Raw genomic sequence first — 22,344 nt, 5'->3', positions numbered from 1 at the left:
CTGGCCTACGTTATTAAGCGTTGGCGCTGATGAAATCGATAGCATCCTTAACAGTGAGGATCTTTTCAGCTGCATCGTCAGGAATTTCACAACCGAACTCTTCTTCGAAAGCCATTACCAGTTCAACAGTATCGAGGCTGTCGGCGCCCAGATCATCAATAAAGCTGGCAGAATCCGATACCTTGTCTTCTTCGACACCCAGATGCTCTACCACGATTTTTTTAACGCGCTCAGCTACGTCACTCATATTCTATTTCCTTTAGTTCTGTGGATCAACTTGATCCAGTTAGTAACAAAACTATGTCTGGCGAACCAGTACTAAATACCCCAAGATCAATATTTTCAAAAGACAATCTTGTGATTTTTTGCCATCTAATTGAAACATTTCAAATATTCGAGGGCTACCTAACATAAATTCCGGCGATTTGCCAAGCATTATATGCAGGTACAAAAACCCGCCCGTCAGATCATAGCCATACCACCGTTAACATGAAGTGTCTGACCCGTTACATATCCGGCTTCCTCACTTGCCAGATAGACGACGCCAGAGGCAATTTCCTGTGCCTGGCCAAGACGTCCCATGGGCACACTAGTCAGAATCCGTTCTTTCTGACCCTCATCAAGAACGTCAGTCATCGGGCTTTCAATAAAGCCGGGTGCCAGGCAATTGACCGTAATACCGCGGCTCGCCACTTCCTGTGCCAGTGACTTGCTCATGCCGATGAGGCCTGCTTTTGAGGCAGCATAATTCGTCTGTCCGGGGTTGCCGGTAACGCCAACCACAGATGTAATGTTGATGATCCGACCGAAACGGCGTTTCATCATCCCGCGCAACATGGCCTGGCTCAGCTTGAAAGCGGCTTTTAGGTTGACCTGCTGGACCAGGTCCCAATCTTCGTCCTTAAGGCGCATGGCCAGATTATCCCGTGTGATTCCCGCGTTATTGACCAGGATATCAATCTGTCCCAGAACTTCCTCTGCCGCTTTTGGCAGAGCGGCAACGCTTTCCGGATCACTCAGGTTGGCAGGAACCACGTAAGCTCCCTCACCCAGCTCTGCGGCCAGCGCCTCAAGAGGCTCTACCCGTGTTCCGCTCAGCGCCACTTTTGCGCCCTGTGCATGAAGGGCACGGGCGATTGCTGCGCCCAGTCCGCCGGACGCACCGGTTACCAGCGCGCATTTTCCCTCTAAATTAAACATTGTAATTCTCCCCGTTAAAATCAGTTCTTCAGAGAAGCCGCGAAAGCCTCGATCTCTTCCGCCGTCTGCAGCGAAATACCGCTGATTGACTTGTCGATCCGCCGCACCATGCCGGTCAGTACTTTCCCGGCGCCAGCCTCGACCAGGGTATCAACGCCGAGTTCACCCATTTTCAGGACGCTTTCGCGCCAGCGCACACGTCCTGTTACCTGCTCCACCAGAAGATCACGAATTTTCACAGGATCGCTTTCCGGTGCCGCGGTAACATTGGCAATTACCGGGACCGCAGGCGCATTTATGGTTGTTTCTGCAAGTGCGGCCTTCATTTCTTCTGCTGCCGGCTGCATCAGGGCGCAATGGAACGGAGCACTCACCGGAAGAAGGACACCTTTCATCGCGCCTTTTTCCTTGGCAATGGGAATGGCACGCTCCACAGCCGCTTTGTGACCGCTGATCACAATCTGACCGTTGGCATTATCATTGGCAGCAGTACAGATATCTCCCTGTGCGGCCTCTTTAACCACTTCCTCTACGGCTTCCATCTCAAGCCCCAGGATTGCCGCCATGGCACCTTCGCCAACGGGAACGGCACGCTGCATGGCTTCACCACGAAGACGCAACAGTTTCGCTGCATCGGAAAGGGAAAGCGCGCCGGCTGCAGTCAGTGCTGAATACTCCCCAAGGGAATGACCGGCCACATAAGCCGCCGCATCCTGAAGCTTCACGCCGAAATCTTCTTCCAGCACGCGCATGACGGCGATGCTGACGGCCATCAGGGCCGGCTGAGCATTATGGGTAAGGGTCAGCTCTTCCTGCGGACCATCGAACATGACTGATCTGAGATCCTGCCCCAGCGCGTCATTGACTTCTTCGAAAACCCGGGCGGCGACGGGACGGCTTTCCGCCAGTTCCCTGCCCATGCCGACAACCTGGCTTCCCTGTCCCGGAAACGTAAATGCACGTGTCATAAAGTTATTTCCCTCTTTATCATTGAGTTGTCTTTGCCTTCTCTTAAAGCATGCCGGGAATGTGTCAAGGGAACTTGAAAAAATGCTTAACAGGCCGTGATAAATTGCCGCTTTTATCGTTCTTTGTAAACCCGACAGATTTTTTCAGGGAATTCTGCCGGTTTTTTCCGGGAAAAGGCTTGTATTTGTCAATGGTTCATGTATATATCGCGCCTTCTGCCCCTGCATGTCGGGGACGGAAACCACTTCGGTTGATTTCGTAATGTGACGCATTTGATATTCGTGGTCACCCCGGAATGTTGAAACTCTTAAAGGTTAAAAGGAATACCGATGCCTTGTTATGAATATACATATATCGCTCGGCAGGATATCCAACCTCAACAGGTTGAAGCGATTACCAATGATCTGACATCCGTCATTGAAAACAATGGCGGCAAAGTGACCAAATCAGAATATTGGGGTCTGCGTAATCTTGCCTATCGTATCAAGAAATACAAAAAAGGTCATTATGTTCACCTGAATGTGGACGGACCCGCAGCTGCCGTGGCAGAACTGGAGCGTAACTCCCGCCTGCACGAGGATGTAGTTCGCTATATGACCGTTCGCGTAGACGAATTTGAAGAAGGTGAATCTGTCGTTCTTAAATCCAAAGGTCGTGAAGACCGCGATGGACGCGACAACCGCGGCGGACGTTTTGAGCGTAATGATCGTGGCGACCGTAATGATCGTGGAGATCGTGGTGACCGCGCAGAACGCAGTGATCGTAGCGAAAAATCAGCTTCGTCTGACTCCTAAGAATTTCTGGTAAAGGACAATAATTATGTCAGAGAAAAGAGAAAATACTCGGTCAGGCGGCGGCGCCCGTCGTCCGTTTTTCCGTCGTCGCAAAACCTGCCCGTTCTCCGGTGAAGGTGCGCCGAAAATCGATTACAAGGACGTGCGCATGCTGTCCAAATATATTTCCGAACGCGGAAAGATCGTTCCCAGCCGTATTACTGCCGTTTCTGCAAAGAAACAGCGTGAACTGGCCCGCGCCATAAAACGCGCCCGGAACCTGGCTCTTCTGCCATATGTGATTCAGTAGGGAGATTTGTTATGGAAGTCATTCTGCTAGAACGCGTTGCAAAACTGGGCCAGATCGGTGATGTGGTAAAAGTTAAAAACGGCTTTGCCCGTAACTACCTGCTGCCCCAGAACAAGGCGCTTCGCGCCACCAAGAGCAATCTTGAAGTCTTTGAGGCTCAGCGCAAGGAAATCGAAGCCCGCAACCTGGAAGCCAAAAAAGAAGCTGAAGCCGTTGCCGCCAAGATGGACAATGTTTCCGCTGTTATTATCCGCAGCGCTGGTGAAACCGGTCAGCTTTACGGTTCCGTTTCCACCCGCGACATTGTCGATGTCCTTTCCGAGCAGGGTTACAGCGTTGCCCGCAGCCAGGTGGTCCTGGATCGTGCCATCAAGGCGCTGGGCATCGAGGAAGTTGAAATCCGCCTGCACCCTGAAGTGAGCATCACTGTGAAAATCAACGTGGCCCGCTCTGAAGCCGAAGCCGAGATGCAGGAAAAAGGCGTCGCCGCTGCTGCTGCAGAGGAAGAAGCTGCCGAAATCTCTGTTGAAGATTACTTTGAAACTCAGGAAGCTGCCGAAGCTGCTGAAGCTGCCCTGACTGAGGAAGAAGAAGCTGAAGTTCAGGCTGCTGCCGAGGAAGAAGTTGCTGAAGAAGAAGCTTCAGTTGGCGAAGCCGAAGAAGAAGAAAAATCTGAATAATTTTCTTCTGGAAATAATTTTTCAGGAAGGGCAGCCTCATGGCTGCCCTTTTTTGTTTCCGGTCCAATTTTTGCCACTAGAGCTCCTTGTTTCTAACAGGTTTACAGACTACTATTGTCACTATAAAGAGTCGGAGCAGAATATAAATTATGGAAGATTTTCCAGACATCCCTCTGCAAGAGGAAAATGACAATGTGGTAAGCGGAACTTTCCGCGAAACACCTCATAATCTGGAAGCCGAGCAGGCGTTGCTGGGCGCTATTCTGACAAACAATGAGGCCCTGAGCAAAGTCCAGGACTTTCTTGATGCAGAACATTTCATTAATCCTGCCCATCAGAAAATCTATGAAGCTACCCGCAAACTGATTGAAAAAGGCCTTGTGGCCTCTCCGGTGACCCTGAAACCCTATTTCGAGAAAGAGGAACATCTGGCGGATGTGGGCGGTGCCCGATATCTGGCCTCCCTAGCCTCTTCTGCCATCAGTATCATCAATGCAGCTGAATATGGTCAGATCATTCATCAGATGGCGCTCAAGCGTGAGCTGATCAACGTGGGGACGGAGATCGTTAACGAGGCCTATGACCACGACGTGGACAAAACAGCCCAGGACCAGATCGAACGCGCCGAACGGTCACTCTATTCACTGGCTGAAACCGGCGCCTCGGAGGGTGGCTTCAAAGCCTTTGCCAAGGCGGCTGCTGAAGCCGTCAATATTATCGAGATCTCCCGGAAAAATGCCGGCAAACTTTCCGGTATCACCACAGGCTTTACCTCCATTAACAATCATATTGGTGGCCTGCACAAGTCTGACCTGATGATTCTGGCCGGACGCCCTGCCATGGGGAAAACCGCCCTGGCGACAAATATTGCCTTTAATGCCGCCAAATTCTATATGGAGCAACTGCAGGCCGGGATCCCGCACGAGGAAAACCGGGGCGCTGTGACAGCTTTTTTCTCCCTTGAGATGTCCGCCGACCAGCTGGCGACCCGTATTCTTGCCGAACAGGCCAACCTACCGTCCCAGGACCTGAGGAAAGGCCAGATCAACCAGGATCAGTTTGCTGCCCTCGCCCGTACCAGCATGGAGCTGGAGGAGCTGCCCCTGTTTATTGACGACACGCCGTCACTCAGCATTGGTGGCCTCAGAACCCGGGCCCGGCGTCTCAAGCGCCAACATGGACTAGGATTACTAATTGTTGACTATCTGCAGCTTTTGCGCGGTGGAGATCGCGGACGTGGCCCTGAAAACCGGGTTCAGGAAATTTCAGAAATTACCCGTGGACTCAAAGGGTTGGCGAAAGAACTTCAGATTCCGGTTTTAGCTCTTTCCCAGCTCAGCCGTACCATCGAATCCCGCGATAACAAACGTCCGCTTCTATCGGACCTGAGGGAATCCGGTTCCATCGAACAGGATGCGGATATGGTGACCTTTGTCTACCGCCCGGAATATTACCTGCATCAGCAACAGCCGGACCCCGGCACACCGGAACACGCCATCTGGCTTGAAGAATGTGACAAAATGCACGGCAAGGCGGAATTCATCATTGGTAAACAGCGCCACGGCCCCACCGGCATTATCGAGCTTAACTTCAGCAGTGAAACCACCAAATTCTCCGACCCGCCCGTGGCCGATGATCATCTTCCGGAGCGTTTCACCTGATGCCAGTGGACTTGCAAACGTCTCTGCCTGCAGATTGCCAGGCCACCCTGACCGTTGACCTGCCGGCAATTATTGAAAACTACCACACGGTTCGCGAACTTGCCAATGGTGCCGACGCTGCCGCCATGGTCAAAGCCGATGCTTACGGCATGGGCATTGCAGAGGTCGCGCCGGCCCTGTTTCACGAAGCCGGATGCAGCGACTTCTTTGTGGCCAACCTGGCCGAGGCTGTTGAATTGCGCCAGCATACCGCCGAAGCGGTAATTTATGTGCTCAACGGGCTTTTCCCCGGCCATGAAGACTATTTTGCGGAGTTTAATCTGCGACCGGTCATAAACAGCCCTGAGCAGCTTGCCTTTTGGAAAAACAACGGCCGCGGCCAGCCCTGCGCCCTTCATTTCGATACGGGTATCAACAGACTTGGTTTGTCGCCGGAAGAAACAATCCGGTTGCTGGACCACAAAAACACCCTCAAAGGGGTAAATGTCACCCTCATCATGAGCCACCTGGCCTGCGCCGACGACAGGTCCAGTTCCCTTAATAGCCGCCAGCTCGGCAGCTTCAGGGAAATATGCGCCTCGTTCCCCGGCATACCGGCATCGCTGGCTAATTCCGGCGGCATATTGCTGGGGCGGGACTATCATTTCGATTTGGTGCGCCCCGGTCTCCTCCTGTTCGGAGGCAACCCGTCACAAACGGCTTCCCTGCCCGGCGGTATTCGCCAGACATTCACCATTACAGGTCGTATCCTCCAGGTGCGGGAACTCCGGGAAGGCATGGGCGTCGGATACGGCACCACCTGGACGGCGCCGCAGAGAAGCCGTATCGCCATTGTAAACATCGGTTACGCAGACGGTTACCTGCAGGTGTTCAATAATGTGGGACATCTTTATCTTTCAGGCACAGAAGTACCGGTGGTCGGGCGGGTTTCCATGGATATGCTCGCCATTGATATTTCGGGACAGGCTTTTGCCGCCGTCTCGGAAGGCGATGCCATTGAACTGTTGGGACAGCATATAACACTTGAAAAGGCGTCCGAACTGTCTAACCTAAGCCAGTATGAAATACTGACCGGGGTTCGGGAGCGTTATCAGAGAGTCTATATTCCGGTAAAATAACAAGCAGGTTGCGGATCAAATGAATTTTCTAGCCAGAATCGGACGCGTAGTTTTTAGTTTTCTTCAGGCGGCAGGCCAGCTTGGGATCTTTGCCTATTCTGCAGTAACTCACATGTTCGTGCCCCCCTTCTATCCCCGGGCCATTGTCCGGCAGATGATGGTGATCGGATACTACAGCCTGCCGGTGGTCGGGCTGACGGCACTGTTTACCGGTGCTGCTCTGGCGCTCAACATCTATGAGGGCGGCTCCCGTTTCGATGCCGAAAGCGTTCTGCCTTCCATCGTCGTGATCGGCATTGTGCGTGAACTGGGCCCCGTCCTCTGCGGCCTGATTGTTGCCGGGCGGGTCAGTGCCTCCATGGCCGCCGAAATCGGCACCATGCGGGTGACCGAACAGATTGACGCCCTGGCCACCCTGTCCACCGACCCGTTCAAATATCTTATTGCCCCGCGTATTCTCGCCACCCTGATCATGATGCCCTTCATGCTGGTTATTGTGGCCGATACCGTAGGGGTTATGGGCGGCTTTCTGATCGCCACCGGCAAGCTGGGTTTTAATCCCAGCGTCTATATGACCACCACCATGGAATTTCTGGAAGCCACCGATATTCGCGCCAGCCTGACCAAGGGCGCTGTCTTTGGTTTTGTGATTTCCCTGATGGGTTGTTATCACGGCTTCAACAGCCGCGGTGGTGCGCAAGGCGTGGGCGTAGCCACGACTAACGCTGTGGTCTCCGCCTGCATGCTGATCCTGCTGACAAACTATATTGTAACCGAGATGTTCTTTTCCACATGACCCAGACTCCCGATCAACAGACACCGAAAATCAGCCTGAGAGGCGTACGCAAGGCCTTTGGCAACAAGGTCGTGCTGGACAGCATTGACCTGGACGTGATGCCAGGAGAATCCATGGTTATCATCGGCGGGTCCGGGTCCGGCAAGTCCGTGACCCTTAAATGCATTCTCGGCCTTCTGGAGCCGGACGCCGGCAGCATCAAGATCGACGGTGAGGAAACCGTTGGCTTGCGCGGCAAGGACCGTCAGAAAGTCCTGGCCAAGTTCGGCATGCTGTTTCAGGGTGCGGCCCTCTTTGACAGCCTGCCTGTCTGGGAAAATGTCGCCTTCCGCCTGCTGGCGGAAAAGCAGATGTCCCGCAAGGATGCCAGGGAACTTGCCATCGAAAAATTGCGCCGTGTAGGCCTCGAGCCCGAAGTGGCCATGCTCAGCCCGGCGGAGCTTTCCGGCGGCATGCAGAAACGTGTTGGTTTGGCCCGCGCCATTGCCGACGAACCGGAAATCATTTTCTTTGACGAACCTACGACCGGTCTTGACCCCATCATGGCCGACGTGATCAATGACCTGATCGTGGAATGCGTGAAGGACCTGGGCGCCACGGCCCTTTCCATCACCCATGACATGGCCAGCGTGCGCAAGATCGCCGATAAATGCGCCATGATCTACAAGGGCAACATCATCTGGAGCGGCCCCCGGGACGAGATCGATCAAAGCGGTAACGACTATGTTGAGCAATTCATCCACGGTCGCGCCGTCGGTCCGATCAAGATGGAAATTCTGAAAGCCTGACCCTATGGCCAAAGCCCGCCGCACATATGTCTGTCAGTCCTGCGGCAGCGTCACCTCCAAATGGATGGGACAATGCGAATCCTGCGGTGAATGGAACAGCATCACCGAAGAAGCCGACCAGAGCCTGCCCAGCGGGCTCGGAAAAGGCTCCTCGCCGGCCAAGGGTCAGGTGATCGAGCTTGGCGAACTGCAGGGAGAGGAAAATCCCCCCGCCCGCATGATGTCGGGCATGGCCGAATTTGACCGGGCCTGTGGCGGCGGCCTGGTGCCAGGCTCCGCGACCCTGATCGGCGGTGATCCCGGAATCGGCAAATCCACAATCCTGTTGCAGGCCATGGCAAAGCTTGCCGGTTCCGGACATAACACCATCTATGTCTCGGGTGAGGAATCCACCAGCCAGGTCCGCATGCGCGCCAAACGGCTTGGGCTCGAGAAAAATCCCGTCAAACTGGGTTCCGAAACCAATCTGCGCAATATCATCGCCACCCTCGAACATGGCGACCTGCCGCAGGTGGTGGTGATTGATTCCATTCAGACCATGTTCGCCGACACCATCGAATCCGCACCGGGCACCGTGGCCCAGGTCCGGACCTGCGCCCAGGAACTGATCCGTTTTGCCAAACGGCGCAATGTGGCTGTGGTGCTTGTGGGACATGTGACCAAGGACGGCCAGATCGCCGGTCCCCGGGTTCTTGAACATATGGTCGATACGGTGTTGTATTTCGAGGGCGACCGCGGCCACCAGTTCAGGATCCTGCGCGCCGTCAAAAACCGTTTCGGCGGCACCGACGAAATTGGCGTCTTTGAGATGAGCGACATGGGCCTGCAGGAGGTGCATAATCCCTCGACGCTGTTCCTCGGCAATCATACGGGCGATGTGGCCGGTTCCGCCGTCTTTGCCGGCATGGAAGGCTCGCGCCCCATGCTGGTGGAAATCCAGGCATTGGTGGCGCCTTCCTCTCTCGGCACGCCGCGCCGGGCTGTTGTGGGCTGGGATTCGGGCCGGCTGTCCATGATCATTGCCGTACTCGATGCCCGTTGCGGTCTTGGCCTCGGGGCCTTTGATATTTACCTCAATGTGGCCGGGGGCTTGAGGATTTCTGAACCGGCCGCCGATATGGCCGTGGCTGCCGCCCTCATTTCGTCACTTTCCGGTTATTCAATAGCGAAAAATACGGTATTGTTCGGGGAAATCAGCCTGTCCGGCGAAATCCGCCCGGTAAGCCAGGCGGACGCCCGTCTCAAGGAATCCGCCAAGCTCGGTTTTGAACAGGCCTATATCCCGGCAAAGATAAAACAGAAAGGCAAGGAATTGCGTGTGGTTGAACTGGATGAAATCCGCAAGCTTGTCGACCTGATTGCCGTAGACCTCGAGGGCGCATAATGGAAGGTTTTCTGAACCCGCTGGACGTGATTGTCATCTCCACCCTGCTGATATCAGGCATTATTTCCTGGTCAAAGGGCTTTACAACGGAGGCTCTCAGCCTTGCGGCCTGGGCCGGCGCCATCATTATCACCCTGCAGGGGCATCCCGTGGTCTCCCCCCATACCTACAAGCTGATACAGCCGGAAATCATGGCCGATATCATCACCTACGCCCTGCTGGGAATTGGCAGCCTGGTGATTTTCAAGCTGATCGCCAGCACAGTCGGCAGAAGAATCAAGGAAAGTCATATTGGCGCCCTGGACCGGGGGCTCGGCATCCTGTTCGGCACATTGCGCGGCATGCTGCTGATCTGCTTTGTCTATCTTCTGACCACCCCGTTCATTTCGCCCAAAAACTATCCGGACTGGTTTATCGAAGCCAAATCCCGGCCGCTGGTTGAATATGGCGCCAGCATGCTGAACGCCATGAATCCCTATAAGGACGACATAGACCTGGAAGAAACCCGGAAGGATATCGAGGCGCTGGAACGGCTGAAAAAGATGATGCCGTCCTTCCCCAGCAATTCCCGAAAAGAAGAGGGATACGACAAGAAGTCTACCGAGGAAATGGATGAACTGTTCAAGAAACTCTCAGACGAGTAAAAAAAGGTTCACATAGAAACGGATTCGACATATAACGCCCCTGAGGCCACGACAACCCTGACACTCAACGATTTTGTGACGAGTTGACTATATGACGGATTATACTGCTCCCCGACACGGCTCCCCCGACGACTTTATCGGCACCAACCCCTTTGATGACGACAAACTGCATGAAGAATGCGGTGTTTTCGGCATCTATAACCATGTGGAATCCGCGGCCCATACGGTGCTCGGCCTGCATGCCCTGCAACACCGGGGACAGGAAGCCGCCGGAATCGTCGCCTTCGATGGCAAGCAATTCCATTCCCATAAATCCATGGGCCATGTGGCTGATAATTTCAACAGCCAGAAGGTCATTGAATCCCTGCCCGGCATGTCCGCCATTGGCCATGTGCGCTATTCCACCACCGGCGGTTCGGGCATGCGCAATATTCAGCCGCTTTTTGCCGACCTGTCCTCGGGCGGATTTGCGGTTGCCCATAACGGCAATCTCACCAATGCCTGGACCCTGCGCAAGCTGCTGGTGGAAAAAGGCGCCATCTTTCAGTCCACCTCGGATTCGGAAGTGATCATTCACCTTGTGGCCACCAGCACCTATATGAACCTGGTGGACCGGGTGATTGACGCCCTGCGCCGGATTGAAGGCGCCTATTCCGTTGTCGCGCTGAGCCAGAAAAAATTGATCGGCGCCCGCGACCCGCTGGGTGTGCGCCCGCTGGTGCTGGGTAAACTGTCCGATGATACCTATATCTTCGCCTCGGAAACCTGCGCCCTTGATATTATCGGCGCGGACTATATTCGTGACGTGGAGCCGGGCGAGCTTATCGTTATTGATGCGGACGGCTTTACCAGCCATCATCCGTTCCCGGCCAAAAAACCCCGCCCCTGTATTTTCGAACATGTTTATTTCTCCCGCCCCGACAGCATCACCAACGACAGAAGCGTCTATCAAGTACGCAAGAACATCGGCAAGGAACTGGCCAAGGAAAGCACCGTTGATGCCGACCTGGTGATTCCCGTGCCTGATTCCGGTGTTCCCGCCGCCATCGGTTATGCCCAGCAGTCCGGCATCCCGTTCGAGCTCGGCATCATCCGCAACCATTATGTGGGCCGGACCTTCATTGAGCCGTCCGACCAGATCCGCCATCTGGGCGTGAAGCTGAAACATAATGCCAACAAAGGGGAAATCGAGGGCAAACGCATCGTGCTTATCGACGACAGTATCGTCCGCGGCACCACCTCGGTTAAAATCGTGGAAATGATGCGCGCCGCCGGGGCCAAGGAAGTGCATATGCGCATCGCCAGCCCGCCAACCACCAACAGCTGCTTTTACGGCGTGGATACGCCGGAAAAAGACAAGCTTCTGGCGTCTCGCATGTCTGTTGACGAAATGGCCAAATATATCAAGGCCGACAGCCTTGCCTTTGTCTCCATCGACGGGTTGTACCGGGCCGTGGGCGAAGCCAACAGGGACAGCATCAGTCCCCAGTTTTGCGATGCCTGCTTCAGCGGTGAGTACCCCACCAAGCTTACTGATGAAGAGCTGGGTGAAGACAACAAACAATTCTCCTTCCTTACTGACTGATAACGGCCTGACGGACTGACCATGGGAAAACTTGACGGAAAAATCGCCCTTATTACAGGGGCCTCCCGGGGCATCGGCCGCGCCGTGGCCCTTGAATTCGCCCGTGAAGGCGCCGAAGTGATCCTGGTCGCCCGCACCGTCGGCGCGCTTGAGGAACTGGACGACCAGATCAAGGCGGAGACCGGGCGCGAAGCTCTGCTGGTGCCGCTCGACATCACCGACTATGACGGCATTGACCGTCTTGGCGCGGCGATTTATGAAAAATACGGCAAGCTGGATATCCTGGTCGGAAACGCCGGTTATCTTGGCATCCTGTCCCCGCTCAGCCATATTACGCCCAAGGACTGGGATATGCTGCTGAATGTGAACCTGACCGCCAATTACCGGCTGATCCGGTCCTTCGAAGCGCTGCTCAAGCAATCTGATGCCGGCCGGGCGGTCTTTGTATGCTCAGGTGTGGCCCAGAAGGCACGAGCTTACTGGGGCGGATACGCCATGACCAAGGCGGCCCTTGAAGTGACTGTGAAAACCTGGGCGGAGGAAATGAAAATTACCAATGTTCGCGCTAACCTGATCAACCCGGGCCCCATCCGCACCGGCATGCGCGCCAAGGCCATGCCGGGTGAGGATCCGGAAAGCCTGCCCCATCCCAAAGAGATCGCGCCCATGTTCGTGGAGCTGTGCTCGGAAGAGTTCACCGAGACCGGCCAGGTGTTTGATTTCCGGGAATGGAAGAAGTAACCTTTTTCCGTCACTCCCGCGAAAGCGGGAGTCCATGGCTCCTCCTGATAGAGTCTTTCCGAAATTAACATGGATTCCCGGTCAGGTCGGGAATGACGACAGAGTGCGCGATAACACTCGTCATTCCTGCGAAAGCAGGAATCCATAGCTCATCCTGAAAGTTCACCCAGACGGTCACATGGACCCCGGCTTTCGCCGGGGTGACGCCAGGACAATAGCCCTAGGGAGCTTCTTTCCGGAAGTAGCGGAAATAAATCGATATCGGTACAAACGACATCATGAAAATCATCAATCCGCTAGCCCACACGAACAGAGTAGAATAAAGCAAATACGGGACTTTCATGTATGTTCCATTGCAGTCCACAATTGGCTCATACGCCAAGACCACGCGCGAGATAATCAACACTGCCGCCAAAGTTATGACGGACAAAGAGAACAGAGATACAGCGCCTCGGTCCAAGGTCATGACCCGTCGGGGTATCTCTCGCGATAAGGGAAACAATCTAAATAATAGAAATACCATGCCTACAGCTGTCGATAGAAGACAGTTCCTAAGAATGTTAACCTGCTCAACGGCAATCGTCGGATTGGAACATTTGACAAAGCTATCGATAAAATCTCTTTCGAAACTAAATCCATTTCCGGTCCAGGGAAAAAGATAAATATTGGAAAAGGATAAAACCATACCAATCAGGACAGTTACGACAAACACATAGAACTCGTTGTTCTTCACAGGGCCATATTCGCCTGTCTTTTTACCTGACACAGCCACACCATTGGCATTTTGCCCCAATCGTGTGCCTAAGCGATATCCTGCTTTACCGACCCAAATTGCTATAGTTATGGGAAGTACAACGAAAATAAGTATGAGGATTGCAGCAACAAAAATATTTAACACTATATCCCCCATAACCAGTGTTTTTTACTGTTCCTACTTCTTCTTGTGATACGGGTTATCGCCACGTCTTAGCAGCAGACGGATCGGCACACCGGGCAGTTCAAAGTCCCACCGAAGCTCATTCATCAGATAGCGCTGGTAGCTGTTGGCCACATCGGCCGGGCGGTTGCAGAAGATGGCAAAGGTCGGCGGCCGGGTCTTGACCTGGGTGATATAGCGCATTTTGATGCGGCGGCCACTGACCGACGGCGCCGGATGATAGTCTGTGGTGTCCGAAAGCCAGCGGTTGAGCTTTGAGGTACTGATGCGACGGTTCCACTGCCGATAAGCTTCAAAGACCGCCGGAATCAGCTTGTTAACCCCCTTGCCGGTCAGAGCGCTGATCGGGATCACCGGAATGCCCTTGACCTGCGGCAGGGTATGTTCCAGCTTCTCGGCAATATCCTTCAGGACTTCCTGGCGGTTTTCGATCAGGTCATATTTGTTGAGCGCCAACACCAGGGCGCGGCCTTCCTGCACTACCAGGCTGGCGATGCTCAGGTCCTGCCGCTCGAACGGCATGGTGGCGTCAATCATCAGGACGACGACCTCGGCAAAGTTGAGCGCCCGGATGGTATCGGCGACCGACAGCTTTTCCAGTTTTTCCTGGACCTTGGCTTTCCTGCGCAATCCCGCCGTATCAAACATACGGATTTCCCGGCCCTCATAGTCAAAGCTGACGCCGATGGTATCGCGGGTCAGGCCCGCCTCGGGACCGGTGATCTGCCGCTCCTCGCCCAGGATCTGGTTGACCAGGGTGGATTTTCCCACATTGGGCCGGCCGACAATGGCAAGTTGCAGCGGCAGGCCGCTGTCAATTTCACTGGCGGCTTCCTCTTCCTCGGTCACCTCGCCCTCAATGGCGACGGAGAAGCTTACCACCTGCTCTTCTTCCTCGGAGAGCGGATCAATACGAAGCTCGCGGCATTTTTCGTCAAAGGCCTCGATCAATTCCGCAAGACCCTCGCCATGTTCGGCGGATACCGGAATCGGCGCGCCCAGGCCAAGGCTGAAGGCATCATAGAGCCCTTCTTCACCGGCCCGGCCCTCTGCCTTGTTGGCCAGCAGGATCATCGGGTGATTTCCCCGGCGCAATAGTTCGGCGAAATGTTTGTCCAGCGGGGTAACCCCGGCCCGGGCGTCAATCATGAACAGGGAAAAGTCCGCTTCTTCAATGGCCTTTTCCGTCTGTTCCCACATGCGCGCGGACAGGCTTTGAGCCTTGCCCTCCTCAAGACCGGCGGTATCAATAATCTTGAATTTATACTCCCCGAGGGAGCCCATGGCCTCGCGCCGGTCGCGAGTCACGCCGGGCGTGTCATCGACAATAGCCAGCCGTTTGCCAACCAGACGGTTGAACAGGGTGGATTTGCCCACATTGGGGCGGCCGATAATGGCGATGGTAAGAGCCATGGTTTTGTTACCTGCAAATAAATGTGGCCCGCTTTTACCAAAACGGGCCAAATAATCAATGTAATTATGACAAACCTTAGCGGTAAGCGACCACTTCACCGTCTGTTGTCATGATATAAAGGATCCCGTTGGCAATAATCGGACCATACTCCGCACCGTCCGGCAGCTCAATGCCGCTGAGGACGTCACCGGTATAGGGCGACAGGGAAACCGCATAGCCGTGTGAGGATGTCACCAGAACCCGGTCCCCGGCAAGAAGCGGCCCGGACCAGTGTACTGGCTCGTCACGTCGTTCCGGATTTTTATAGCGTTCGAGCTGGGTAATCCAGCGGATCTTGCCTTCCCGGCGTGTCAGACAGACAACCTGTCCTTCAGGGGTGACCACATAGATGAAATCACCTGCCACCCAGGGCGTGTATTGTGAGCCCACATTCTGTTCCCAGATACGGGTGCCGGAACGCAGGTCAATGGCCACCATACGCCCGGAATGGCTGACGGCATAGACCTTGTTGTCATAAATCACCGGGTGACCGTCCACATCGCGCAGGCTGGCCATGGCGGTGAGCCTGCCCTGCCGGGACAGGGTATCGGTCCAGAGTGTCCGACCGTTTTCCACCCGCATGGCATAAACTTCGCCGGAGCTGTAGGCGGAAATCACTGTATTGCCGATAACGGCCGGGCTTGCGGCCCCTACAAGGCCGGCATTTTCGGATATACCGATTTCGTTCCAGAGAATCTCGCCCGTGTTGGCGTCAAGGGCATAGGTCTGATTGTCATGGCTCAGGGCAAAAAGACGACCGTCTGCGTAAGTCGGTGCGCCGCGCATGGGAATGCCGGTTTTCGCCTGCCATTTAACGTTCCCGTTCGCCGGGTCCATGGCCGCAATATGCCCGTATCCGTTGGTGATAAACAGCGTGCCGTTGCCATATGTCACTCCGCCGCCATAGGCATTCTTGACAGTTTCGCCTTTTTCCCGGAAATCATGATCCCAAAGTTTTTTGCCGGTCTCCGCATTGAAGGCACGAACCCTGGCGCGGGAATCAATCATGAACATACGGCCATTGGCAATCACCGGCATGCCCCCAAGGGCGTGACGGCCATTTGAGCCTTCACCGATATCCGTGGACCAGATTTTCTGAGGATTCTCGGACAGGGCAGGATGTCCTACATAATGAAAGGCATTCTGTCCCGGCTGCGACCAATCGCCACTGGCGGAAGGTGTCGGCAGCGTGATCTGATAACTGGAAACCTGGGGATCGATTTTCAGGCTTTGCTCAAAAGTCAGAACAGGTATTCTTTCCCCGTCGAGCCGGTTTTTATCCTTGTTACCCCCGCCCCCGCAAGCCGCGAGACCGGTTGCCAGAAGGGCAACCAGTGTGATACGGACTGCAGTCCGGCCCGGAAAGTATTCAGTCGCCATAAAATTTCCCATTATCCGCCTTACTCGATTACAGTGATCAGCTGGTCAGCCCTGAATTTCACCTGTTCCGGTGTTTCCAGGTCCTCGCTCAGGTCACGCAGCAGCCCCTTGGCTTTTTCCAGATCGCCGCTTTGAATAGCAGCCATGGCCAGGAGTTCCTTTGCCAGGTAATGCATTTCGTTGCGCCGCTCCAGAAGCGGCTCGAGACGGGCCGTGGTTTCCTCGTAGCTGGACTCGTCCATCAGGATCGTAGCCGCCTGAAGGCTGGCCAGATCGCGATAGAATTCCCCGACCCCGGAATTTTTCGCCAGACCGTCCAGAATACCGACAGCCAGAGCCTGTTCCCCGTTCCCAAGATGCAACTCCGCCCGTTTCATGGCAGAAAGAACGGTGTATCCCTCCACATCCTTGTCGGAAAGCTCTTTGAGCTTGACCAAAGCCTGCTGCTGGTTGCCTGAACCGATATTGTCCAGTGCAGCAGTATATTGCTCCGACACATCCAGATATTTGCCTTCGGTATATTTCTTATACCCCTGGGATCCGGCAACAAAAATGACAATGCCCACAGCCACGGCTATGACATATTTGCCGTAGTTTTTCCAAAATGCTGTAAGCTGCTGGTGACGAAGATCTTCGTCTACCTCGCGAATAAATTCCTCAGACAATCAGGCTCTCCTGTATTACTTTCTCTGGCCCAGATATTTGATCAGCGGACAAGATAGCCCGCCTTTTCCCATAAGGCAACGCGCAATAGAGCCTCCGGGAAAAAACTGGCAATATTGAGGCCTATTTCTCTGTTTTCATGGCATAGGTGTGTTCAGTGCCCGGAAATGCGCGGCTTTTCACTTCCTCCGCATACTGCTGGATGGCTTCATCGATCATTTTGCCCATTTCCGCATAACGTTTGACGAACTTGGGATTGCCGGGAAACAGGCCGAGCATATCTTCGGTGACCAGGATCTGGCCGTCACAATATTTACCGGCCCCGATACCAATAGTCGGAATATCCAGTTCTTCTGTAATTTTCTGCGCAAGGGGTTCTGTGACCCCTTCCAGAACAACGGCGAAGGCGCCAGCCTCCTGTACGGCCCGGGCATCTTCCAGAATCGGTCCCCAGCTGTCTTCCGTCCGTCCCTGGGCCACATAGCCGCCCATCACATTCACGGCCTGGGGTTTCAGCCCGATATGCGCCAGCACCGCCACCTTACGATCCGTCAGATATCTGATGGTCTCTGCCATCTCCACACCGCCTTCAAGCTTGACCGCGGCACAGCCGGAATTCTTGACCGCCTGCGCTGCATTATGAAAAGCCACTTCAGGGCTTTCTTCATAGGTACCGAAGGGCAAGTCAATAATCACCATGGCTTTCTGCGATCCGCGCATGACCGCCTTGGTATGTTCGATCATAATATCCAGGGTCATGCCGGTGGTACTCTCGAAGCCGTAAAGCACCATATCCAGAGAATCACCAACAAGCAAAAAATCCACATGATCATCCAGCCAGTTGGCCATGGGCGCGGTGTAGGCGGTCAGGGAGACGATAGGACGCTCCCCTTTCAGCTTCGCAATGTCTCTTACGGTTTTGCGTCGTGCCTTGTGATCTGCATACATGATCTCGTATCCCTCTGTTATGTTTTTACCCGGAGCGCTTTGGGAATGCTCTTCGAGAAAGGCTAAGACAGGTTAAGCCCGAAATCCAACTGGTTCATCCATTCACCATTATAGAAAAGATGGTTTATCCGTTTACCCTCTAACTGAAAACCGTTCTTTTCCAAAACTTTCCTGCTGCCGGTATTAGGCTCCGCACAGCCAGCATACAGTCTATGAAGTTTATAATGCTGCTTTGCCAGTTTGACAATTTCGGAGATTGCCCAAGCGGCAACACCTTTTCCCCAGTAGTCTTTTGCCCCCACCACATAGGTTATCTCTGCGCGATTATGGGGGCTGTTGAAACCTGAGAGCGTAATATTTCCGATGTGTCGTCCGTTGTCAAAAATTCCATAGAGATCCATGTCAGGATTATCCAGACAGGACTTCACATATTCCTTTTGACCGACCAACGAAAAAGTCCTGTACTGGTTATCGGAATAGCGGACAATATCGACATCGGAAAACCATTTAACATAGTCTTCGGTGACATCATCGACCTGCAGAATTCTGAACTGATAGGGGGTTGCTGTGCTTGCACCGGACATTTCTCTACCCTGCTTGCATACGGAAAATTCCGCCCGGGAAATTCTTCACTTGAAACTCCGAGCAGATTGTTTCTAGCATCCTTTGAGCAAGTGCACAAAAGATTATTCAGGTCCGTCCAGGTCCGGATCTGTTTTAAAAAGAAGCTTCCGGGTGAGAGAAGAAAGCGATTTAATTTGCAGGCCATCCTGGTCAAAGTTTCCTGGATCCAGATAGGTCTGAAAAGCCTTTTCCAGCTCCGGCCATTCCTTGTCGATGGCGGCAAACCAGGCTGTATCCCGGTTCCGCCCCTTGGTTACCAGTGCCTGGCGGAATATGCCTTCATAGGAAAAACCAAGCCGCTGTGCCGCCCGGCGCGACGCCAGGTTAAGGGCGTTGCATTTCCATTCATAACGCCGGTAGCCGGCCTCGAACGCCCATTTCATCATCAGATACATGGCTTCCGTCGCGGCGATATTTTTTTGTAGCTTCGGAGAAAAACACAGATGTCCCACTTCCATGGTACCGGCCTTTGGTGTAATGCGCATGAAGCTTGCCACGCCACAGAACTCGCCGCTATCTTTTCTCTGGATGGCGAGGAAACAGGGATCTGGCTTCCCTTCCATGGATTTCACCCACTCTAAATAGTCATCTAAAGAGGCAAATGGCCCATAGGCCAGGTAATCCCAGATCGCGCCGTCTGCATCCAGCGCATTCGCTTCAAAGAGGTCCTCTCCATGAACTTCGGCTGAAAGTGGCTGAAGAGAGACATATTCTCCCTCCAGTCTCATATCACTGGACGGTTCAGGAGGGGGTGACCAGTTCTCGACAGTCTCCCCCAGCTTCCTGTTCTCACCAATCATTATTCCCACTCAATGGTTCCCGGGGGTTTGGAAGTGATGTCGTAAACGACCCGGTTGATGCCACGCACCTCGTTGATAATCCGGGTCGACACCCGGGACAGGAACTCATGGTCGAAATGATAATAATCCGCCGTCATGCCGTCGGTGGAGGTCACAGCACGCAAGGCACAGACATATTCGTAGGTCCGTTCGTCGCCCATTACGCCCACGGTGCGCACAGGAAGAAGTACCGCAAAGGCCTGCCAGATGGCATCATATAGCCCGGCGTTGCGGATCTCCTGAAGATAAATGCTGTCCGCCTTGCGCAGGATATCGCATTTTTCCTGGGTGATGTCTCCAGGAATGCGAATGGCAAGGCCCGGTCCCGGGAACGGATGACGGCCAATAAAACTGTCCGGCAGGCCGAGTTCACGGCCAAGCGCCCTGACCTCATCCTTAAACAGTTCGCGTAACGGCTCCACCAGCGCCATGTTCATACGTTCCGGCAGACCACCCACATTATGGTGCGATTTGATGGTCACACTGGGACCGCCGGTGAAGGAAACACTCTCGATTACATCGGGATAGAGTGTGCCCTGGGCCAGAAAGTCAGCGCCGCCAACTTTTTTCGCCTCTTCCTCAAACACATCAATGAACAGGCCGCCGATGATCTTGCGTTTCTTTTCCGGGTCATTGACCCCGTCCAGTTTGCCAAGGAACATGTCGCTGGCATCCTTGTGCACCAGATGAATGTTATAGTGATCCCGGAACAGGGTCACCACTTCCTCCGCTTCATTGGCGCGCATAAGGCCATGGTCGACAAAAACACAGGTCAACTGATCGCCAATGGCTTCGTGAAGAAGTACGGCCACAACGGAGCTATCGACCCCGCCTGAAAGACCGCAAATCACCCGGCCTGACCCCACTTGTTCTCGGACTGCCGCAATGGCGGTTTCCTTGAATGACGCCATGGTCCAGTCGCCCGCACAGCCGCAAATATTATGGACAAAATTGGACAGCAGTTTGGCCCCGTCCGGTGTGTGCACCACTTCGGGATGGAACTGCACCGCATAAAAACGTTTTTCTTCGTTGGCAATGGCGGCATAGGGCGCATTGTCACTCACACCGACTACATGGAACCCTTCTGGCAGAGCGACAACCCGGTCACCGTGGCTCATCCAGACCTGGTGTTTTTCACCCTTGTTCCAGATGCCGTCAAACAGTCCACAACTGTCAGTCACATCCAGAAAAGCGCGGCCGAATTCACGCTCGTCCGAGCTTTCCACCTTGCCGCCGAGCTGCTCGCACATGGTTTGCTCGCCGTAACAGATGCCGAGGATCGGCAGGCCCATGGTAAAGACCTTTTCCGGGGCGCGGGGCGTATCGATGCCGGTGACGCTGTTTGGCCCGCCTGACAGGATAATACCGGCCGGATCAAATGTTTCCAGAACCTCGTCCGCCTTGTTAAAGGGAACGATCTCGGAATAAACGCCACTTTCCCTGACCCGGCGCGCAATAAGCTGGGTAACCTGGGAGCCAAAATCAATGATAAGAATACGGTCTGTCATGAACGAAAAATACCCTTTGTACCATGGCTTGTCCAGCCGATTAGACGGCTCTCAAACCTTCTTCTCCAGTAGTGCGACAAAGAAACCGTCGCAGTTATGTTCATGGGGTGAAAGCTGCAGGGCGCCGTCCAGAACGGACAGGCTTTGCGGGCTCTCTCCCCGAATAAAATCCTTATAATTCAATAAGCCGGCTTCCGGTATTGACGCCAGGAAGTCGTCAATTTGCTGCTCGTTTTCCTGTCCAAAGACGGAACAGGTCATATAAACAAGTCTGCCGCCCGGCTTCACATAGTGCCAGGCTTCGGCAAGAAGCTCTTTCTGCAGGTTTACATACTCTTCCAGCTTTTCCGGTGTGAGCCGCCATTTGCTTTCCGGATTGCGCCGCCAGGTGCCGGAACCGCTACAGGGCACATCCAGCAAAAGCCTGTCGATTTTACCGATATGTTGTTCCAGCTGTTTTTCGCGTTTGGCTGCACGATGTCCCAGAAGCAGGGTCTGGATCACATGGGCGCCAGCCCGTTTGGCCCGGGGTTTCAGCTCGTTCAGCCGCGACTTGTTCACATCCAGAGCGTAAATCTGGCCCTTGTTCTGCATGAAAGCCGCCGCCGCCAGAGTTTTGCCCCCTGCCCCGGCACAATAGTCCATGACCTGCTGCCCGGGCTGAATGTCGGCAAGTTCCATGGCAAGCTGCGCCGCCTCGTCCTGGATTTCCACGTGCCCGTCCCTATAAAGCGGCAAATCACGAATCTGTAAGGGATTATCAATAATCACAGCGCTTTCGGCCCAGCGGCCATCACGAACATCAATGTCGAGGTCTATAAAAGCCTTGCGGACTTTTTCCCTGCTTGATTTAAGAGAATTAACCCGAAGCCCCATTGGCGCCCGCTTATTGAACGCCTGCATGGCCTTATTCAGGTTCTCACCAAACCGCGCTTGCAGGCCCGCATCCATCCATTCCGGGTAAAGCACGTCGGAAAAATTCTGGCCTGAAATTTTCTCCAGAAAACCTTCTTCCTCTTCTGAAAGTACTTCCGGGCCGTGTGTCTGACCCGAGAAAAGCTCCCGAATATGATTAGTTTCGGCCTTTTGAATATACAGGAGTCCAGCCAGGGTCATTTTGCGGGATGAAAACCCGCCACAGACTTCGAGCAGACCGCCCCAATGGCGGATAATCTGATAATAGAGACCGGATACGGCCCGCCGGTCCTGCGATCCGGCATATCGGCGGCTCTGGAAATACTGACGCAGAAGTACGTCGGCCGACGCACCGTCTTCGGAAAAACTGTGCGCCAGCCGGTCAAGAAGCTCGATGACCGACTGAATTCTTGCTGCGTCTTTCATAT

At 54.2% G+C, this 22,344-nt stretch carries 23 protein-coding genes; 11 read left to right on the top strand and 12 right to left on the bottom strand.

The annotated features are described in order from the left end of the window. Window positions 1–13: 13 nt before the first annotated feature. From ACN0YD_RS06845 to fabD, 3 genes are all read right to left on the bottom strand, one after another. Entirely contained in the window at window positions 14–247 is a 234-nt protein-coding gene (locus ACN0YD_RS06845) for an acyl carrier protein (RefSeq protein WP_417318110.1), read from the bottom strand. A gap of 215 nt (window positions 248–462) precedes the next feature. Then, on the bottom strand, window positions 463–1,200 hold the full coding sequence (fabG, locus tag ACN0YD_RS06840; protein WP_417318108.1) for a 3-oxoacyl-[acyl-carrier-protein] reductase: 738 nt from the start codon (window positions 1,198–1,200) through the stop codon (window positions 463–465). A gap of 20 nt (window positions 1,201–1,220) precedes the next feature. After that, a complete protein-coding gene (gene fabD, locus ACN0YD_RS06835; RefSeq protein WP_417318106.1) occupies window positions 1,221–2,168 on the bottom strand; it encodes an ACP S-malonyltransferase in 948 nt (315 codons plus the stop codon). A gap of 330 nt (window positions 2,169–2,498) precedes the next feature. Between fabD and rpsF the strand changes: the two genes are divergently transcribed. The 11 genes from rpsF (at window position 2,499) to ACN0YD_RS06780 (ending at window position 12,649) form a co-directional block, all read left to right on the top strand. After that, window positions 2,499–2,963, top strand: coding sequence for a 30S ribosomal protein S6 (rpsF, locus tag ACN0YD_RS06830; RefSeq protein ID WP_417318104.1), 465 nt, complete (start codon window positions 2,499–2,501; stop codon window positions 2,961–2,963). A 25-nt stretch (window positions 2,964–2,988) separates the two neighbouring features. Next, a complete protein-coding gene (gene rpsR, locus ACN0YD_RS06825) occupies window positions 2,989–3,252 on the top strand; it encodes a 30S ribosomal protein S18 (protein ID WP_417318103.1) in 264 nt (87 codons plus the stop codon). 11 nt (window positions 3,253–3,263) lie between these two features. Continuing rightward, the gene (gene rplI / locus ACN0YD_RS06820) at window positions 3,264–3,932 is read left to right on the top strand and encodes a 50S ribosomal protein L9 (protein WP_417318101.1); all 669 of its coding nucleotides are present in this window, start codon (window positions 3,264–3,266) and stop codon (window positions 3,930–3,932) included. 149 nt (window positions 3,933–4,081) lie between these two features. Continuing rightward, the gene (locus ACN0YD_RS06815) at window positions 4,082–5,593 is read left to right on the top strand and encodes a replicative DNA helicase (RefSeq protein WP_417318099.1); all 1,512 of its coding nucleotides are present in this window, start codon (window positions 4,082–4,084) and stop codon (window positions 5,591–5,593) included. Beyond that, window positions 5,593–6,711 carry an alanine racemase gene (alr, locus tag ACN0YD_RS06810; protein WP_417318097.1) on the top strand — a complete coding sequence of 373 codons (1,119 nt, stop codon included), beginning with the start codon at window positions 5,593–5,595 and terminating at the stop codon, window positions 6,709–6,711. Before ACN0YD_RS06815 ends, alr begins: the two co-directional genes overlap by 1 nt. Window positions 6,712–6,730: 19 nt before the next feature. Beyond that, entirely contained in the window at window positions 6,731–7,507 is a 777-nt protein-coding gene (locus tag ACN0YD_RS06805; protein ID WP_417318095.1) for an MlaE family ABC transporter permease, read from the top strand. Next, a complete protein-coding gene (locus ACN0YD_RS06800; RefSeq protein WP_417318093.1) occupies window positions 7,504–8,295 on the top strand; it encodes an ABC transporter ATP-binding protein in 792 nt (263 codons plus the stop codon). The genes ACN0YD_RS06805 and ACN0YD_RS06800 overlap by 4 nt, the downstream gene beginning before the upstream one ends. Before the next feature lie 4 nt (window positions 8,296–8,299). Continuing rightward, window positions 8,300–9,679, top strand: coding sequence for a DNA repair protein RadA (radA, locus tag ACN0YD_RS06795; protein WP_417318091.1), 1,380 nt, complete (start codon window positions 8,300–8,302; stop codon window positions 9,677–9,679). Then, window positions 9,679–10,323: a CvpA family protein gene (locus tag ACN0YD_RS06790; protein WP_417318089.1), complete on the top strand. Its 645-nt coding sequence runs from the start codon at window positions 9,679–9,681 to the stop codon at window positions 10,321–10,323. The genes radA and ACN0YD_RS06790 overlap by 1 nt, the downstream gene beginning before the upstream one ends. 91 nt (window positions 10,324–10,414) lie before the next feature. Continuing rightward, window positions 10,415–11,908, top strand: a complete 1,494-nt coding sequence (gene purF, locus ACN0YD_RS06785) for an amidophosphoribosyltransferase (RefSeq protein WP_417318087.1) — start codon at window positions 10,415–10,417, stop codon at window positions 11,906–11,908. Window positions 11,909–11,929: 21 nt separating this feature from the next. Then, the gene (locus tag ACN0YD_RS06780) at window positions 11,930–12,649 is read left to right on the top strand and encodes an SDR family NAD(P)-dependent oxidoreductase (protein ID WP_417318085.1); all 720 of its coding nucleotides are present in this window, start codon (window positions 11,930–11,932) and stop codon (window positions 12,647–12,649) included. Window positions 12,650–12,869: 220 nt separating this feature from the next. Here the strand turns inward: ACN0YD_RS06780 and ACN0YD_RS06775 are convergent, their stop codons facing one another. The 9 genes from ACN0YD_RS06775 to ACN0YD_RS06735 form a co-directional block, all read right to left on the bottom strand. Beyond that, entirely contained in the window at window positions 12,870–13,547 is a 678-nt protein-coding gene (locus ACN0YD_RS06775) for a hypothetical protein (protein WP_417318083.1), read from the bottom strand. A 33-nt stretch (window positions 13,548–13,580) separates the two neighbouring features. Next, window positions 13,581–14,999, bottom strand: a complete 1,419-nt coding sequence (gene der / locus ACN0YD_RS06770; protein ID WP_417318079.1) for a ribosome biogenesis GTPase Der — start codon at window positions 14,997–14,999, stop codon at window positions 13,581–13,583. A 76-nt stretch (window positions 15,000–15,075) separates the two neighbouring features. After that, on the bottom strand, window positions 15,076–16,419 hold the full coding sequence (locus ACN0YD_RS06765) for a PQQ-binding-like beta-propeller repeat protein (RefSeq protein WP_417318077.1): 1,344 nt from the start codon (window positions 16,417–16,419) through the stop codon (window positions 15,076–15,078). A gap of 20 nt (window positions 16,420–16,439) precedes the next feature. After that, on the bottom strand, window positions 16,440–17,084 hold the full coding sequence (locus ACN0YD_RS06760) for a tetratricopeptide repeat protein (protein ID WP_417318075.1): 645 nt from the start codon (window positions 17,082–17,084) through the stop codon (window positions 16,440–16,442). Window positions 17,085–17,205: 121 nt separating this feature from the next. Beyond that, window positions 17,206–18,030 (bottom strand): 3-methyl-2-oxobutanoate hydroxymethyltransferase, encoded by an 825-nt coding sequence (gene panB, locus ACN0YD_RS06755; RefSeq protein WP_417318073.1) that lies wholly within the window; start codon window positions 18,028–18,030, stop codon window positions 17,206–17,208. A 62-nt stretch (window positions 18,031–18,092) separates the two neighbouring features. Beyond that, the gene (locus ACN0YD_RS06750) at window positions 18,093–18,614 is read right to left on the bottom strand and encodes a GNAT family N-acetyltransferase (RefSeq protein WP_417318071.1); all 522 of its coding nucleotides are present in this window, start codon (window positions 18,612–18,614) and stop codon (window positions 18,093–18,095) included. 102 nt (window positions 18,615–18,716) lie between these two features. Continuing rightward, complete coding sequence (locus ACN0YD_RS06745) at window positions 18,717–19,454, bottom strand: GNAT family N-acetyltransferase (protein WP_417318867.1); 738 nt, start codon at window positions 19,452–19,454, stop codon at window positions 18,717–18,719. Beyond that, complete coding sequence (gene guaA, locus ACN0YD_RS06740; RefSeq protein WP_417318069.1) at window positions 19,454–21,001, bottom strand: glutamine-hydrolyzing GMP synthase; 1,548 nt, start codon at window positions 20,999–21,001, stop codon at window positions 19,454–19,456. Before guaA ends, ACN0YD_RS06745 begins: the two co-directional genes overlap by 1 nt. 51 nt (window positions 21,002–21,052) lie before the next feature. Then, on the bottom strand, window positions 21,053–22,342 hold the full coding sequence (locus ACN0YD_RS06735; protein ID WP_417318067.1) for an RsmB/NOP family class I SAM-dependent RNA methyltransferase: 1,290 nt from the start codon (window positions 22,340–22,342) through the stop codon (window positions 21,053–21,055). Window positions 22,343–22,344 lie beyond the last annotated feature (2 nt).

The organism is Emcibacter sp., assembly GCF_048269205.1.
Classification (GTDB): Bacteria; Pseudomonadota; Alphaproteobacteria; order Sphingomonadales; family Emcibacteraceae; genus Emcibacter.
Note: the sequence above shows the minus strand (reverse complement) of the source record. Positions and strands in the feature narration are given on the sequence as shown.